This window comes from Streptomyces atratus (assembly GCF_040655115.1).
In the GTDB taxonomy this organism is placed as follows: domain Bacteria; phylum Actinomycetota; class Actinomycetes; order Streptomycetales; family Streptomycetaceae; genus Streptomyces; species Streptomyces atratus_D.
In genome coordinates this window covers 22897-38718 of sequence record NZ_JBFAJH010000037.1, presented here as the reverse complement: position 1 = coordinate 38718, position 15822 = coordinate 22897, and the positions used below count along the sequence as shown (strand labels likewise).

General features: G+C 69.7%; 15 protein-coding genes and 4 pseudogenes. 11 read left to right on the top strand and 8 right to left on the bottom strand.

All coding sequences use genetic code 11. The annotated features are described in order from the left end of the window. Positions 1-67: 67 nt before the first annotated feature. From AB0I23_RS29655 to AB0I23_RS29645, 3 genes are all read right to left on the bottom strand, one after another. Positions 68-613 (bottom strand): helix-turn-helix domain-containing protein, encoded by a 546-nt coding sequence (locus AB0I23_RS29655; protein WP_277325231.1) that lies wholly within the window; start codon positions 611-613, stop codon positions 68-70. A 148-nt stretch (positions 614-761) separates the two neighbouring features. Beyond that, entirely contained in the window at positions 762-3389 is a 2628-nt protein-coding gene (locus AB0I23_RS29650; protein ID WP_359113847.1) for an ABC transporter permease/substrate binding protein, read from the bottom strand. After that, positions 3382-4449, bottom strand: coding sequence for a quaternary amine ABC transporter ATP-binding protein (locus AB0I23_RS29645; RefSeq protein WP_359113846.1), 1068 nt, complete (start codon positions 4447-4449; stop codon positions 3382-3384). The genes AB0I23_RS29650 and AB0I23_RS29645 overlap by 8 nt, the downstream gene beginning before the upstream one ends. Before the next feature lie 287 nt (positions 4450-4736). Here AB0I23_RS29645 and AB0I23_RS29640 point away from each other — a divergent pair, with 287 nt between their 5' ends. Further along, positions 4737-5645 carry a 5'-3' exonuclease gene (locus AB0I23_RS29640; protein ID WP_359113907.1) on the top strand — a complete coding sequence of 303 codons (909 nt, stop codon included), beginning with the start codon at positions 4737-4739 and terminating at the stop codon, positions 5643-5645. A 46-nt stretch (positions 5646-5691) separates the two neighbouring features. Further along, a complete protein-coding gene (locus tag AB0I23_RS29635; RefSeq protein ID WP_359113845.1) occupies positions 5692-6534 on the top strand; it encodes a siderophore-interacting protein in 843 nt (280 codons plus the stop codon). 132 nt (positions 6535-6666) lie between these two features. Here AB0I23_RS29635 and AB0I23_RS29630 read toward each other — a convergent pair whose 3' ends face one another. Then, the gene (locus AB0I23_RS29630) at positions 6667-7323 is read right to left on the bottom strand and encodes a MerR family transcriptional regulator (protein ID WP_359113844.1); all 657 of its coding nucleotides are present in this window, start codon (positions 7321-7323) and stop codon (positions 6667-6669) included. Between the two features lie 118 nt (positions 7324-7441). Between AB0I23_RS29630 and AB0I23_RS29625 the strand changes: the two genes are divergently transcribed. Further along, positions 7442-8404, top strand: a complete 963-nt coding sequence (locus tag AB0I23_RS29625; protein WP_359113843.1) for a hypothetical protein — start codon at positions 7442-7444, stop codon at positions 8402-8404. After that, a complete protein-coding gene (locus AB0I23_RS29620; RefSeq protein ID WP_359113841.1) occupies positions 8401-8871 on the top strand; it encodes an ABA4-like family protein in 471 nt (156 codons plus the stop codon). The genes AB0I23_RS29625 and AB0I23_RS29620 overlap by 4 nt, the downstream gene beginning before the upstream one ends. Before the next feature lie 20 nt (positions 8872-8891). Here the strand turns inward: AB0I23_RS29620 and AB0I23_RS29615 are convergent, their stop codons facing one another. The 3 genes from AB0I23_RS29615 to AB0I23_RS29605 form a co-directional block, all read right to left on the bottom strand. After that, positions 8892-9671 (bottom strand): ABC transporter permease, encoded by a 780-nt coding sequence (locus AB0I23_RS29615; RefSeq protein WP_359113839.1) that lies wholly within the window; start codon positions 9669-9671, stop codon positions 8892-8894. Next, a complete protein-coding gene (locus AB0I23_RS29610) occupies positions 9668-10681 on the bottom strand; it encodes an ATP-binding cassette domain-containing protein (protein ID WP_359113837.1) in 1014 nt (337 codons plus the stop codon). Before AB0I23_RS29610 ends, AB0I23_RS29615 begins: the two co-directional genes overlap by 4 nt. A 203-nt stretch (positions 10682-10884) precedes the next feature. Next, the gene (locus AB0I23_RS29605; protein ID WP_359113835.1) at positions 10885-11547 is read right to left on the bottom strand and encodes a PadR family transcriptional regulator; all 663 of its coding nucleotides are present in this window, start codon (positions 11545-11547) and stop codon (positions 10885-10887) included. Positions 11548-11753: 206 nt separating this feature from the next. Here AB0I23_RS29605 and AB0I23_RS29600 point away from each other — a divergent pair. From AB0I23_RS29600 to AB0I23_RS29580, 5 genes and pseudogenes are all read left to right on the top strand, one after another. Beyond that, positions 11754-12060: pseudogene (locus tag AB0I23_RS29600) on the top strand (sigma factor); the annotation flags it as partial. Beyond that, positions 12051-12161: pseudogene (locus tag AB0I23_RS29595) on the top strand (anti-sigma factor); the annotation flags it as partial. The pseudogenes AB0I23_RS29600 and AB0I23_RS29595, both read left to right, overlap by 10 nt. 13 nt (positions 12162-12174) lie before the next feature. Next, the gene (locus AB0I23_RS29590) at positions 12175-13539 is read left to right on the top strand and encodes a cryptochrome/photolyase family protein (protein ID WP_359113833.1); all 1365 of its coding nucleotides are present in this window, start codon (positions 12175-12177) and stop codon (positions 13537-13539) included. A gap of 6 nt (positions 13540-13545) precedes the next feature. Further along, positions 13546-14155, top strand: a pseudogene (locus AB0I23_RS29585) (ADP-ribosylglycohydrolase family protein); the annotation flags it as partial. Between the two features lie 122 nt (positions 14156-14277). After that, entirely contained in the window at positions 14278-14718 is a 441-nt protein-coding gene (locus AB0I23_RS29580; protein WP_359113831.1) for an SPW repeat protein, read from the top strand. Positions 14719-14855: 137 nt separating this feature from the next. Here the strand turns inward: AB0I23_RS29580 and AB0I23_RS29575 are convergent. Further along, a pseudogene (locus AB0I23_RS29575) lies at positions 14856-14981 on the bottom strand (TetR/AcrR family transcriptional regulator); the annotation flags it as partial. A gap of 72 nt (positions 14982-15053) precedes the next feature. Between AB0I23_RS29575 and AB0I23_RS29570 the strand changes: the two are divergent. Together AB0I23_RS29570 and AB0I23_RS29565 are read left to right on the top strand one after the other, a co-directional pair. Continuing rightward, positions 15054-15254 carry a hypothetical protein gene (locus AB0I23_RS29570; RefSeq protein ID WP_436847014.1) on the top strand — a complete coding sequence of 67 codons (201 nt, stop codon included), beginning with the start codon at positions 15054-15056 and terminating at the stop codon, positions 15252-15254. Continuing rightward, entirely contained in the window at positions 15244-15384 is a 141-nt protein-coding gene (locus AB0I23_RS29565; protein ID WP_359113912.1) for a hypothetical protein, read from the top strand. The genes AB0I23_RS29570 and AB0I23_RS29565 overlap by 11 nt, the downstream gene beginning before the upstream one ends. The last annotated feature ends 438 nt before the right edge of the window (positions 15385-15822 follow it).

The following is a 15822-nucleotide window of genomic DNA, read 5'->3' as shown; positions in this document are numbered from 1 at the left end:
GTCGGCGTGCGGGACGCCGTCGGGGCCGGCGAGGCAGGCGAACAGGCACCGGTTCGGGCACCGGGTGTCAGCGTCTCGGGTCGTTCGTGGCGTCGACGTGTTCCGCGACCGCGACGAGCAGCAGCCGCGTCCCCGGCACCGTGGCCCGCCAACGGTGCCGTACCCCACCTGACAGGAACAGCGTGTCGCCGCGCTCCAGCCGGTAGGCCTGCCCCTCCGCCTCCACCTCCGCGGCACCGTCCACCACGTACATCACCTCGTCGTTGCGGTGCTGGAACTCCCGGCCGAGGTCGATCTCGCCGGTGAACTCCAGCGCGCTGAGCTGATGCCGCCCGCGCACCACTCGGCGCACCCCGTCCCCCGCGCCCGCCCGGACCACCTCAACGGCGCGCGCCGAGTCGGCAGCGGCGCACAGCCGTGCCGTGGTGGTCTCCAGGGCGTCGGCCACCCGGTCCAGCGACCGGGCGCTGGGCCGGGCCCGCTCGTTCTCGATCTGGCTGAGGAACGGCACGGACAGGCCGCTGCGGCTCGCGACCGCGGCCAGTGTGAGCCCCAGGGATCTGCGCCGCCGGCGGACCGCGGCGCCCACGCGGAGTGATTCCTTGTCGTCCATGTCGAGCTCCCTCCCGACTCGTCATCCTTCCGGCTGCCAGCACCTTACGCACACGGTTGGGCAAGGACGGCCGGTAAATGAATGCCGGAACAGCCGGAAGGGGTGGCACCGCCGGTCGGCAGTGCCACCCCTTCACGTGCTTCAGACCCTACTGGGGAGCCATCTTGTCCGCGATGCCCGGATTCCTGTCCATCCAGGCCTTCACGGCTTCTTCCTCGTGTCCCGTGCCGCGCCTCTGGATCTCGTTCTCCAGGCCGGCCAGCTGCTGCTCGCTGAGCTTGAAGTCCTTGAACCACTTGGTGAGCTGCGGGTAGTTCTTCGGGAAGTCCTTGCTCGCGATCGTGCGGATGGTGTCGCCGTTGCCGAAGGCCTTCTTGGGGTCCGTCAGCTTCGTGAGCTTGTACTCGTTGTACGCCCAGTGCGGCGTCCAGAGCAGAACCGCGATCGGCTCCTTCTTGGCGTACGCGCGCTTCAGCTCGGCGAGCATCGAGGGCGTCGAGCTGTCGACGACCTTGTACTCCTTGTCGAGGCCGTAGGCGGGCAGCACGTTGTTCTTCAGGTTGGCCATGGTGGCGGTGCCGGGCTCGATGCCGATGATGCGGTTCTTGAACTCGCCACCGCGGCCCTTGAGGTCCTTGTACGACTCGACGCCCTTGACGTAGGAGGGGACGGCGATCTCCAGCGAGGTCGGGCCGTACCACGATCCGAGGTCGGTGAGCCGGGAGCCGTAGGTGTTCCAGTAGTTCTTCTGGGTGTACGGCAGCCAGCCGTCGAACTGCACGTCGAGCTGGCCGCGGGACATCGCGGCGTACATCGGACCGACCTCGAACTGCTTCAGGTTGATCTTGTAGCCGCGGTCCTCCAGGACAGCCTTCCACAGGTAGGTGGCGGCGATGTCCTCCTCCCACGGGAACCAGGCCATCTCGACGGTGCGGTCGCGCTCGTCCTTGCCGCTCGAGCCCTTCGCCGCCTTGGCGACCGGGGTCCACTTGTCGGCGACGCCCGGGTTCTCCTTCAGCCAGGCGCGGACGGCGTCCTGCTCCTTGCCCTTGCCGGTCGTCTGGATCTTCGCCTCAAGACTGGTGAGCTGGTCCTCGGTCATCTTGAAGTTCTTGAGCCAGCTGCCGACGTGCGGGTTGTCGTCGGAGAAGCCCTTGCGGGTCAGGGTGTGGATGCCGTCGCCCTTGCCCCAGAGGTTCTTGGGGTCCTTGAGCTTGGTGAGGTCGTACTGGTTGTACGCCCAGTGCGGCGACCAGAGCGGGACGACGATCGGTTCCTTCTTGGCGTACGCGCGCTTCAGCTCGGCCAGCATCGAGGGCGTGGAGCCGTCGACGACCTTGTACTCCTTGTCGAGGCCGTACCCCGGAAGGATCTTGTCCTTGAGCAGCCCGGTCTCACCGGCGCTCGGCTCGATGCCGACGACGCGGCCCTTGAAGTCGGACGCCCTGCCCTTGAGGTCGTCGAGCGAGTCGACGCCCTTCACGTACGAGGGGACGGCCAGCTCCAGGGAGGTGGGGCCGTACCAGGAACCCATGTCGTCCAGGCGGTCCTGGTACTTCTTCCAGTACGTGGCATGGGTGACCGGGAGCCAGGAGTCGGTCTCGAAGTCGATCTGGCCGTTCGCCATACCCGTGTAGAGCGCGCCGGCCTCGTACTGCTTGACGTCGACCTCGAAGCCGCGCCGCTCGAGCAGCTCCTTCCAGAGGAAGGTGGAGGCGATCCCTTCGTCCCACGGGATGTATCCCATGCTGATCTTCTTGCCCTTGCCGACGTTCGAAGCGTCGGTGGCGGCACCGGTGTCCTGCTTCGACGATCCGAAGATGCCCATGCCACCGGCGACGAGTGCGAGGACGACGACGCCGACGACCGCGACGGCGGGCTGCGGACGGTGGTTCCAGATCTTCAGTCCGCCGGCCACCGACTGGGCCTTGGCGAGGGCGCGGCGGGCCAGCGGGGAGACCTCGCGGCCCAGCGCACCGGTCATCCGGTCCAGATACATCGCCAGGATGACGATGGAGACGCCCGCCTCGAAGCCGAGGCCGACATCGACGTTGCCGATGGCGCGGTAGACGGAGCCGCCGAGGCCGCCGCCGCCGACCATTCCGGCGATGACCACCATGGACAGGCCGAGCATGATGACCTGGTTGATGCCCGCCATGATCGTGGGCAGGGCGAGCGGCAGCTGCACCCGCAGCAGGGTGTTGCGCGAGGTGGTGCCGAAGGCCTCGGCCGCCTCGACGAGTTCGCCGTCGACCTGGCGGATACCGAGCTCGGTCATCCGGACGCCCGGAGGCAGCGCGAAGATGATGGTGGCGATGATGCCGGGCACGACGCCGACGCCGAAGAAGATGACGCCGGGGATCAGATAGACCATGGCGGGCATGGTCTGCATGAAGTCGAGGACCGGCCGGGTCACCGCGGACACCGTCTTGGAGCGCGCCGCCCAGATGCCGAGCGGAACGGCCAGGACCAGCGTGACGATGGTCGCGACGAGCACCAGCGTGAGGGTGTCCATCGCTTCGTCCCACAGCTCGACCGAGTCGATGAGCGCGAAGCCCACGAAGGCGAGTACACCGGCGAGCAGACCGCGCAGCCACCAGGCGATGACGGCGACGATGCCCGCGAAGAGCAGCGGGGCGGGGGCGGAGAGGACGGCGGCTATGCCGTCGAACATGCCGCTGACGACGGTACTGATCGCGTCGAACAGCCAGGCCAGGTGGGTCTGCAGCCAGTCGACCGCACGGTCCACCCATGCGCCGAGCGGGAGCCTAAACATCGGCGGCCACCTTCTTCGCAGTGGTCGTGACGTCCTGCGGGAGCTCGGTGGGGGTCATCGGCTCGCCGAGGACGGCGAGCAGCCGGGACCGGGGTACGACCCCGACGAGCCTGCCCTTGGCATCGGTCACGGCGACCGCCACACCACTGCGCGAGCACGGAGTGAACAGCTCGATGATCGGCGTGGACTCGGAGACCGTGGCCGGCGCCGCCCCGAGGACGTCGTCGGGCGTACGGAGTTCCTTGCCGTCGTCGCCCGTGGTGCCCATGACGGTGTGTGGCTCGGCCATGATGGCGCCCGCCGTCAGCACCCGGGAGCGGTCGACGTCCTGGGTGAAGGAGGCGACGTAGTCGTTGGCGGGGGTGACGAGGATGTCCTCGGCGGTGCCCAGCTGGACGATCTTCCCGTCCCGCATCACGGCGATCCGGTCGCCGAGGCGCATGGCCTCGTTGAGGTCGTGGGTGATGAAGACGATGGTCTTCTTCAGCCGCTTCTGCAGTTCGAGCAGCTGGTCCTGCATGTCGCGGCGGATCAGCGGGTCCAGCGCGCTGAACGACTCGTCCATGAGCAGCAGGTCGGCGTCGGTGGCGAGGGCGCGGGCCAGGCCGACGCGCTGCTGCATGCCGCCGGACAGCTCGTCGGGCCAGGACTTCTCCCAGCCGGCGAGTCCGGTCATCTCCAGCGCCTCGGCGGCGCGCTTCTCGCGCTCGGCGCGCGGCACACCCTGCACTTCGAGGCCGTACGCGGCGTTCTCCAGGACGCTCCGGTGCGGGAACAGAGCGAAGTGCTGGAAGACCATGCTGATCTTCGAGGAGCGGACGGCGCGGAGTTCGCGGGGGCTCAGGGCGGTCAGGTCCTGGCCGTCGAACAGCACGCGTCCGGCTGTGGGGTCCAGCAGCCCGTTGAGCATCCGCAGCAACGTGGACTTGCCGGATCCGGACAGACCCATCACGACGAAGATCTGGCCCGGTTCCACGGTGAACGAGGCGTCGATCACCGCTGCGGTCGTTCCGTCGGCGCGCAACTCGTCGCGGTCCGTGCCGCTCTCGAGCTTCTGCACGGCTTGATCGGGTCGTCTGCCGAACACCTTGTACAAGTGGTCGGCTTGCAGCCTTGACACATACACCTCACGCGTTGAACCGAAAACGGTCTGCCACCCCCTCCGGCAGACCGTGGAGCGGCGCGGATTCGGTCCGCTTGGCACGCGCTGCAGTCGAAATGGCGACGTGGTCCGCTCCGATGGAGCGCCTGCCCGTACTTACACGAGCCAAACGGAACAGTGACCCAGCTCACTTCCGGGTCGGTGTCAGTGAGGTGCGGCATCATCGGGGTGTGACGCGACGCCTGATGCTTCTTGACACCGCTTCCCTCTACTACCGGGCCTACTTCGGGGTCCCCGATTCGGTGCGCGCACCGGACGGCACACCGGTGAACGCCGTGCGCGGACTGCTCGACTTCATCGGGCGGCTCGTCCAGGACCACCGGCCGGACGAGCTGGTGGCCTGCATGGACGCGGACTGGCGCCCGCACTGGCGGGTGGAGCTGATCCCGTCGTACAAGGCACACCGCGTCGCCGTGGAGACCGCCGAGGGACTCCCCGACGAGGAGGAGACCCCCGACACGCTGGCCCCGCAGGTCCCGATCATCGAGGACGTGCTCGACGCGCTCGGCATCGCCCGGGTCGGTGTCGCGGGGTACGAGGCGGACGACGTGATCGGTACGCTCACCGGCCTCGCCACGGGCCCGGTGGACATCGTCACCGGCGACCGGGACCTCTACCAGCTCGTCGACGACGCCCGCGGGGTGCGGGTGCTCTACCCGCTGAAGGGTGTCGGGTCGCTCCAGCTCACGGACGAGGCGTGGCTGCGCGAGAAGTACGGGGTGGACGGCTCCGGCTATGTCGATCTGGCGCTGCTGCGCGGCGACCCGAGCGACGGGCTGCCGGGGGTCCCCGGCATCGGCGAGAAGACAGCGGCGAAACTGCTGGACACCTTCGGCGACCTGGCCGGGATCATGGCCGCGGTGGACGATCCGGCGTCCAGGCTGACACCTTCGCAGCGCAAGCGGCTCGACGAGGCACGGGACTACGTGGCCGTCGCCCCGACCGTGGTCCGGGTCGCCGGTGACGTCCCGCTGCCCGCGTTCGATCCGGCGCTGCCCACCGAGCCGCGCGACCCCGCCGCCCTCGAAGCGCTGGCCGAGCAGTGGGGACTGGGCGGCGCCCTGCAGCGACTGCTCTCCGCCCTCCGGGCATGAGGTGCTAACTTAGGCAAGCCTAAGTATTTGGAGCAGGGAGAACCTCGTGGCAGAACGACCGGCGCGGCAGGCGCCCACGGCGCAGGGGGCCCAGGTCCTGCGCACCGAGCGGATCACCCCGCACATGGTGCGCGTGGTACTCGGTGGGGACGGCCTGGCCGGTTTCGCGCTGTCCGGGTTCACCGACCACTACGTCAAGCTGTGCTTCGCACCCGAGGGCGCGGACTATGCGCACCCGTTCGACATGGCCCGCATCCGCGAGGAGTACCCGCGCGAGCTGTGGCCCACCACCCGCACCTACACGGTCCGCTCCTGGGACCCGGTCACCCGGGAGCTGGCGATCGACTTCGTGGTGCACGGCGACGAGGGCCTGGCCGGCCCGTGGGCGCTTCGGGCGGCTCCGGGCGATCAGGTGACATTCCTGGGCCCCGGCGGCGGGTACGGGCCGGACGCGTCCGCGGACTGGCACCTCCTGGCCGGCGACGAGAGCGCCCTGCCGGCGATCGCGGCGGCGCTGGAGCAAATGCCCACGGGCGCGGTGGCGCACGCGTACATCGAGGTGGCGGACGCGTCCGAGGAGCAGAAGATCGAGACGGCCGACGGGGTGGAGCTCACCTGGCTGCACCGCGGCGAGCGCCCGGTCGGCGAGGCCGTGACCGCGGCGGTGAAGTCGCTGGACTTCCCCGCGGGCGAGGTCCAGGCGTTCGTGCACGGCGAGGCGGGGTTCGTGAAGGAGATCCGTCGGCACCTGCGTCTCGACCGGAGGATCCCGCTGTCGCAGCTGTCGATCTCCGGCTACTGGCGCCGCGGCCAGAACGACGACGCCTGGCGCTCGGTGAAGCGGCAGTGGAACGAGCAGGTGGAGCGCGAGCAGGAGCGCGCGGCGTAGGCCACCGCACCCGGGCGCCTCTTGTGGGTAGGTACGCCCCGGTCACCGTCCAGGACGGACGGCGACCGGGGCGCATGCGTGTCACGGGCTCCCGGACGGTGACCGGGGTGTGCGTATGTCCCGGGCTCCCGGTCAGCCGGCGCCGCGCGGCTCCCTCGGCCTGCCGTCGCCGTACGCCCTTGCCGACGCGTCCACGTGTGCGAGCCGGCGCAGTGCGCTGAACATCGCCTCGCCCAACACCGTGCCGATGACCACACTCTCCACCAGGTCCTCGCGCGCCGCCCGCCGCCCCACATAGTCGAGGTCGGCCCGGGCGACCGGTTCTGCGGCGGCCGCGTAGTCGTCGAGCAGCTCGACGAACCCCCCGTGCCCCGCCCGCCGCAGCGCGACCAGCACCCCGGCCAGCGCCTCGCCGGCCGGGCTGTGCGCCTCGGCCCGCCAGCCACGCCGGACCAGCAGTTCGGCCACCTCCTCGCGGGCGTCATCCAGTTCGGGCCCGGGTTCGCCGCCCTCCAGCGCCGTGATCCGCTTCGCCGCCACGCCCAGCACGTTGTGCACCGGCTGCGCGGGGTCGTCGATCGTGTGCAGGACATCCCCGATCGCGGCGAGCGAGAGGCCGCCGACGTCCAGCAGGGCGCGGATCAACTTCAGCCTGCGCTCGTGCCCGGAGTCGTACGACGCCTGATTCGGGCTGGTCAACTGCCCTGCGGGCAGCAGCCCTTCACGTACATAGAACTTGATCGTCGGTACCGAAACCCCGGACCTGCGACTCAACTCGCCGATGCGCACCGCGCGTCACTCCTTCCGCCCTTGCCAACTCCGCATCCCATCATAGATAGTTCCACTATCGGATAGCGGAGAGTGCCACTATCCATATTGGTCTTTCACCGTCACTGGGGGTACATCCATGTCGTCATGGCGTTCCTGGCACCGTCCCTTAGTCCTCTTCGCCGCGGCAATGGCCGTCATGGCCGTCGTCTCCGGGGTGGGACTGCTGGTCGACGACCGGGTCCTCCTGGGTTCGGCAATCTGGTTCAAGCCCTTCAAATTCGCGGTCTCGTTCGTGGTGTACGCCCTGGCGCTCGCCTGGATGCTGACGCTGCTCACCCGTGGCCGGCGTACCGGCTGGGTGGCCGGGACCGTGGTCGCCCTCTCCAGCCTGGTCGAGATGGCGATCATCACCGGGCAGGTGATCCGGGGCAGGCGCAGTCACTTCAACCACGCCACCCCTTTCGACGAGCGGCTGTTCACCGTGATGGGCGCCACCGTCGTCATCCTCTGGACCGGAACCCTGGTCATCGCGATCCTGCTGCTGCGTGCCCGTATCCCGGACCGCGCCGCCGCCCTGGCGATCCGCTCGGGTGTGCTCATAGCTCTGGTGGGAGCCGGATTCGGCTTCCTGATGACGCAGCCGACGCCCGGGCAGCGAGCCGCAGGCAACCTCGACACCGCCGATGTGGTCGGCGCGCACTCCGTCGGTGTACCGGACGGCGGCCCCTCGATGCCGCTCACCGGCTGGTCGACGACCGGCGGCGATCTGCGTATCCCGCACTTCGTCGGAATGCATGCGCTCCAGCTGCTCCCGCTCTTCCTGTTCGCGCTGGCCGCGCTGTCCCCGCGCCTTCCCCGACTGGGTGATCCGCGGGTCCGGCTGCGTCTGGTGCGCGTCGCCTCCGGGGCGTACGCGGCGGTCGTCGCCCTCGTCACCTGGCAGGCGCTGCGCGGGCAGTCACTGATTCATCCGGACGGCGCGACGCTCACCGCCGCGGCACTCGTCCTGGCCGCCACCGCCGCCGGAACATATGCGGCCCTGCGGCCGATTTCCGTAGTCCGCACAGCGGATTCCGTCGAGAAGGAGCTCATGGCATGACCGGCGCACTCTTCGAGGTCTCCTTCTGGCTGGCCGCGCCCTTCTGGCTGCTCATGGTCCTGGCGCCGCGCTGGCGGCCCACCGCGCGCCTCGCGGCGTCCCCTCTGACCGTTCTGCCGGTGCTGGCCGTGTATCTGCTGATGGCCGTGCCGGTCTTCCCCGAACTGTGGACTGCCGTCCGCAGCCCCGACATCGACACGTTCCGCGACCTGACCGTGCTGGCGAACGGTGCGGGGGCGATCTGGGCCCAGGTGATCGCCTGGGATCTGCTGCTGGGCCAGTGGATGTTCCTGGAGGGGCGGCGGCTGGGCATCCCCGCCCTGGTGATGAGTCCCCTGCTGGTACTGACCATTCTGCTGTCGCCGTTCGGCCTGCTGGTCTTTCTGGTGCTGCGCGCGGTCCGGAAACCGAAGAGCCGGCCCGGGGAGACCTTCCCGGACCGGTTCCACGACACGGCGCTCTCCTGACCCAGCGGCCGCACGCGCCGTCAGACGGACTTCTGGTACGAGCGGAAGGTGCGGGTCGACAGCCAGACCGCCACCACCGCGAGGGCGAGCAGCGCTCCCCCGCGGCTGAGCACCAGCCCCCAGTCGGGCTCGGCGGTCAGTGCCGAACGGCCCGCCACCATCGCCCAGTTGACCGGGTTGAAGTCGGCGGTCTGCCGCATCCAGGACGGCATCTGGCTCGGCGCCATGAACGAGGACGAGAGAAAGGTCAGCGGCAGCAGCAGGAACGTGTTGATACCGATGATCGACTCGCGCTGGCGGACCAGCATCCCCAGCGCGTTGGAGAGCGCACTGAAGACCGTACCGAGCAGGATCGAGGCGACGAGCAGGATCAGCAGCCCGCCCGCACCACCCGGGTACGTCGCACCGGCGGCCCAGCCGAGCAGCACGATGATGACCGACTGGACGGCGGTACTGATGCCGTTCTGCACGACGTTGGCGTTCATCAGCGCGTTCCGGCTGACCGGGGTGGTCAGGAAGCGGTTGAGCGTTCCCCGCTCGATCTCCTCCAGGGTGCCCATTCCGGCCCACATGCTCGACCCGAGGGCGCTCATCACGACAATGCCGGGGATCAGGTAGTCCAGATAGGACGTGGTGCCGAAGCCGCCGAGCTCGACGACCTTCTTGAAGAGGTTGCCGAACAGGAACAGCCAGATCACCGGCTGGACCAGGGAGATCGCCAGGAAGACCGGCTGCCTGATGATCGCCATGAGTTGACGCTGGGTCATGTACCAGGTCTGGGCGATGACGTGACTGCTCATCGGGTACCTCCTGCGGCGACCGTGGCGGGGATCTGCTGGGCGTCCACGGCCTCGGCCTCGGAGAAGCGGCGTCCGGCGTAGCGCAGATAGACGTCGTCGAGAGAGGGGCGGGCGACGGTGGCGGCGGCGACCGTCGCACCGGCCCGGTCCAGGGCGCCGAGCAGCACGGGGACGGCGGCGGCTCCGTCCTCGGCGCGGACGCTGACCCGGCGGCCCTTGGCCAGCACCTCGTACACCCCGGGCAGTCCGGTGAGCGCGGCGGTGACCGCCGCACGGTCCGCGTCGGTGCGCAGCTCCATGTGGACGGCGTCGCCGCGGAGTTCGCCCTTGAGTTCGTCGGGGGTGCCCTCGACGACGATCCGGCCGCGGTCGACGATCGCGATGCGTTCGGCGAGCCGGTCGGCCTCCTCCAGGTAGTGCGTGGTGAGCACGATGGTCAGGCCCTCGTCGCCGGCCAGCCGGGCGATCTCGTCCCACATGGCCGTACGGGCCTCGGGGTCGAGTCCGGTGGTGGGCTCGTCCAGGAACAGCACCTCGGGGCGGTGGACCAGGCCGAGCGCCACGTCCAGGCGCCGCTGCATTCCGCCGGAGTACCCCTTGACCTGCCGCTTCCCCGCGTCGGCGAGGTCGAAGCGGTCCAGCAGTTCATCGGCGCGACGCTGGACCGCGGCGCCCCGCATCCCGTACAGCCTGCCCTGCAGCAACAGGTTCTCCCGGCCGGTGGCGACCGGGTCGGCGCCGGACTTCTGAGCGACGACGCCGATCGCGCGGCGGACCCGGTCGGGGTGGCGCAGCACGTCGTGTCCGGCGACGCTCGCGGCGCCGGAGTCGGGGCGGGCGAGGGTGGTGAGGATCTTGACGGTGGTGGACTTCCCGGCGCCGTTGGGACCGAGGAGTCCGAAGACCGTGCCGGCACCGACGGTGAGATCCATGCCGTTCAGTGCGGTGACATCGCCGGGATAGGTCTTGATCAGTTGTCGCGCCTCTACTGCGGGCGCACGGGTGCTCATCACGGAGCTCTCTCCTGTGGTCAGCGGGTGTCCGGGCATGCCGAACCGATCCGCGTGAAGAGAGCCGGGCTATCCTGGGTGTGCCGCACCTCGATCGCCTGGCTCGCCTTCACGGCATGGCCGGTCCGGGGTTCGAGACCCTGGCGGGCGCTGCTCCAACAGCCCCTGCCGGGGTCTTTCTCTTTCTTCGATACCGCTTGGCGCTACGCCTTCCGCTCGGGATCGAGGACGATCTCCTGTTCGTCGAGGTCCTGCCAGTCCCGCGGAACCTCGCCGGTCTCGTGGAAGGACTTCCACTCCTCGATGCCACTGATCGTGGCGTCGAGAAGTTCGGTACGGAATTTCTTGATCCACTCCAGCTGGGCATCGATCATGTGGAGCTGGTATTCGGTCTCCACCACGAAGACCCGGGGCAGCTTCTCCGCCAGCCGGCCGAGGATGCCCCGCGTCGCCGCGGACTGGACCGCCAGCGCCGCCTCCCGGGTTTCCAGCAACTCCGCGACATCCTCCGGAGGCAGCACCGGCAGCAGCGAGAGCGCGGTCTCGAAGACCGGGTACTCGGCGGCCGGAACCGCGAGCAGATCGGAGAGCCAGTCGACCATCTCGGCGCGCCCCGCCTCGGTGATGTCGTAGAGCGTGCGCTCGGGGCGGTTGCCCTGGCGCTGCACGCCGGCCACCTCGACGTACCCGTGCTTCTCCAGGTTCTGGACCACGGTGTACAACGAGCCGAAATTGATCTTGACGCTGTGTTCCTTGCCGCGCCGGCGAAGCGTCTGGGCGATCTCGTACGGATGCATGGACCGCTCGGCGAGCAGCACCATCACCGTGAGCGCCAGTGGATTGCTGAGCTTGCGCCGCTTGGCCACCGCCCCCACCGCCCTTCACTTCGTCAGATCATTACTTCATCATCGAATACTCGTGTACAAACATATCGCGAGCACCCTTACGCGTCAACCACGATGTATCGCGAGTTCGCGGCGGCGTGGAAGGATTTCACGCACTGACCAATCCGCGCTGCCGTCGGCTCCGAATCACCTCATGAAACCGGCGCGCATCCTGGGAGGAAGCCCGCGTGAAACAAGCCCTGCACATCAGCGAAGCACCATCGGGTGGGCCCGATCTCCAGGAACCCCTGGGTCTTGTCGCCCGCGGCGGCCAGGCTGCGTTCGCCACGGTGTACGACGCGGTCTGCGGCCCGGTCCTCGGCCTCGTACGGGGTGCTGCGCGATCCCGCACAGTCGGAGAAGGCGGCGCAGGACGCGCTGGTCGAGGTGTGGCGGACCGCCCCCGCTTCCAGGCTTCCCGCGGCAGCGCCGTGAACTGGGTGATGACACCGGGCGGTGGACCGGGTGCGCTCCGTCGAAGCGACGACGGCCCGGTCGACGGCGCGTCGGGCATAGGAATCACCGTCGAGCCGGCCGGCGGCTCCGTGCAGCCGACGTCCGCTCCCCTGACACTGCTGACCTTCCCGACCGTATGAGGGGCTCCCTGCCATGACCGTCTCGGTGGCGCTGTTCACCTCCGATCTGCGGATGCACGACAACCCCGTTCTGCACGCCGCGGTGCGCGACGCGGATGCCGTCGTTCCCCTCTTCGTCCAGGACGACGGCATCCGCCGGACCGGTTTCGACGCGCCGAACCGGCGGGCGTTCCTCGCCGACTGCCTCGTCGATCTCGACGCGGGGCTGCGCCGCCGCGGCGGCCGGCTGGTCGTCCGCAGCGCCGACGTGGTGGCCGGGGCGTGCGCCGTGGTCGCGGAGACGGGGGCGGAGAGTCTGCACATCGCGGCCGGGGTGAGCGGCTACGCGAGGGAACGCGAGGAGCGTCTGCGTACGGCTCTCGGGGCTGCCGGCTGCGCCCTGCACGTCCATGACGCGGTGGTCACCGCGCTCGCTCCGGGCCTGGTCGTCCCGGCGGGCCGTGACCATTTCGCGGTGTTCACCCCGTACTTCCGCCGTTGGGAGGCGGCGGGGGTACGGGGCACCCTGACCGGGCCGCGGACGGTACGGGTTCCCGACACGGCGACGTCCGCACCGCTGCCGACGCGAGCGGAGGTGACGGGCCTGTCCCCGGGACTTGCCGAGGGCGGCGAGACGGCAGGGCGCAGACTGCTGACCTCCTGGCTGCACGGCCCGATGGCCGACTACGGGACCGGCCACGACGACCTCGCCGGGGACGCGACATCCAGGCTGTCGCCGTTTCTGCACTTCGGCTGTCTCTCCGCGGCCGAAGTGGTGCACCTGGCACGCGAGAAGGGCGGACCGGGCGCCGACGCGTTCGTACGGCAGCTCGCCTGGCGGGACTTCCACCACCAGGTTCTCGCCGCCCGGCCGGACGCCGCCTGGGCCGACTACCGTCCGCGCGGCGACCGGTGGCGGTCCGACCCCGACGAGATCGAGGCGTGGCGTGCCGGGCTCACCGGCTATCCGCTGGTCGACGCGGCGATGCGACAGCTGGCGCACGAGGGCTGGATGCACAACCGGGGCCGCATGCTGGTCGCGAGTTTCCTCACCAAGACGCTGTACGTGGACTGGCGCGTCGGCGCCCGGCACTTCCTGGATCTCCTGGTCGACGGGGACCTGGCGAACAATCAGCTCAACTGGCAGTGGGTGGCGGGCACCGGTACGGACACCCGCCCCAACCGCGTGCTCAATCCGCTGATCCAGGGCAAGCGGTTCGATCCACGGGGCGCGTACGTACGGCGCTGGGTGCCGGAACTGGCGGGCCTGGACGGCGCTGCGGTGCACGAGCCGTGGAATCTCACCGGCCCGGACCGGGCCCGGGTCGGCTATCCGGACCCGGTGGTGGATCTGGCCGAGGCCCGCGCCCGCTTCGAACGGGCGCGCGGCCTCGGCTGACAGCGCCACTTCCAGGTCAACGGTCGTGCGGCGGGCAACGGTTCACTGAAGCGGGCCGCCACCTCCGCCGTGTACTTCGCACGGACCGGCGGCCCGGAGCCGTCGGCGCGGGCCGCGACGATGGCCGCGGCCCGCCGGATCGCGGCACTGACGCATGGCGACGGCGCCGCACGGGAAGGCACCGCCGTCCTCCCGAGCTGATCCGGGTGCGCGCTGAACGGCGACGACCCGCTCGCAGCCGTGCCGGGCGCCCTGGCCGACGTACACGACGACCAGCGCGAACGCTGGGCGGCCGTCCTCGCACCCGGCTGACATCCCGGTCCGGCGACGGAGTTCAACGGGGCGGTGCGGCCGTGCCCTGGGGACGGCGGTCTGGGCGCTGCGTACGACACGGACCTTCGAAGCCTCGCTGACAGCGGCGATCGACGTCGGCGGGGACACCGACACGGTCGCGGCGGTGACCGGCGCCCTGGCCGGGGCGGTGTACGGCATGGGCGCGATCCCGCCACGCTGGACGGAGCCCCTGCACGTCCCGCTGCCGGGGTGCGAAAACCGGATCCTGCGAACGCCCGAGCTGGCGGTTCCGGCCCGGCGCCTGGGAGCCCAGGAATCCTAGGATCCAGAGGGTCCGACATATACACATAAGGCCGAGATAAGCGCAGAATGGTGGAGCAGGCGCCTACAGCACACCCCGCTCACACCATGGTCGGGCCTGCAGGATCGAAGGAGACGACTCTCATGTCCAACGTCTCACCACACACCCGCGCTGACATCACCAGTCACCCGGATGCCTCCGAAATGCGGGAGCGCTATGCCCGCATGCTCGGTGGTCGCGATGTGGCGCTCGTGGACGGACCGGTGTTCCTCGTCGGCCTCTACTGCGCCGTCTCGCCCTGGGTACTTCACTTCACGGCAAGCCAGCCCACGCTTGTGCAGCACAACCTGATCATGGGCATCGCGATCGCGGTACTGGGACTCGGGTTCACGGCGATGCCGGACCGGATGTACGGCCTGAGCTGGGCCATCTGTGCCATGGGCATCTGGATGATCGTCTCGCCGTGGGTCGTCGGCCGCAGCCCCGACATGGGCGTCGTCCTCAACAACGTCATCATCGGCGGTCTGGCCGTACTGCTGGGGCTGGCCTGCGCCGGCGCGGCGGCGAGGAGCAATCGGACCTAGGGCGTGTCCGCCCAGCGGTCCCTGAACGACGAAGGAGCGTGAGCTTTCGGCCGGTCCGCACCGAGCGGACCGGCCGAGGCACGTCTGGGGGTCCACAGGCACCACATCCAGCAGGGCGCGGGCTGTGCGCGCTCCGCGCCCAACATCCGCAGCGCCGCATCCGCCGTCGCCTCCGCGAACGCGGCCACCGGCTGTTCCGGTCCGGACCGGCGCACCAGGATCACGCCTTCGATCAGTCCGAAGACCAGGTCGGTCCTGAGGACGGCGCCCTGGAGTTCACCGGATCCGCCGGGCCGGGCGCCGCGGTGACGCTCCGCGCCGAGCAGGACCTGACCGTGCTCATCGCCAACGTCCCGCACCCGCTTGAACCGCGCCCCGACTACACCTGCACCCCGCTGGAGGTGCAGGCCTGGCGCGCCCGCCCGACGACTCCCGGCGATCCGGCCCGGGACGCCACCTCGGAGGGCAACCGGGCCTTCCTGGGGTTCAGCCAAGGTGGGGCCAAAAGCCACGACGAGGCGACCGGTGAGCTCTGAGCCTGTGGAGGCCGTCGACAATCTGCTCTCCGAGACCTCGGTCAGGCTGGGGAAGTCCGGCGGCATCGCCTACCACCACATCGTCGATACCTACATCGCGCTGTTCACGCACTTCATCCCGTGCGCATAAGGCCCACGGCCTGCTCTTCCTCGCGCTCACCGACGACAAGGGCCGGCTGCTGCGGCTGTCCGCGGCCCGCCCGGGACGCTCCTCGGAGATCACCACCGCCCGCTACAACCACCTCGTCGAACGTGGACTGCGTTGCCTCGTTCGGCCGACAGCGGTCGCTGGTGGTCATCAGTCGCGATGTCATGACAGTGCGACCCGCGCTCAGAGCAGATGTGCGGCCTGCTGGTCGAGGATGTCACGCTGAGGGCGTCGATCAGACGATCACGGCATACGTGCGGCTCCGCAGCGGCCAGACCCACAGCCTGACCCTGTTCCGCCTCTGGGCAAGGCAGAGTCCTGGCCTCGATCAGCGGCTCGGCGTCCGTGCCGCCAGCGAACGTCACCGCCTGTGCGGGCCGGTAGCGCCGCCGCCACGGATCGCCGCCGACCTGGCGCGGT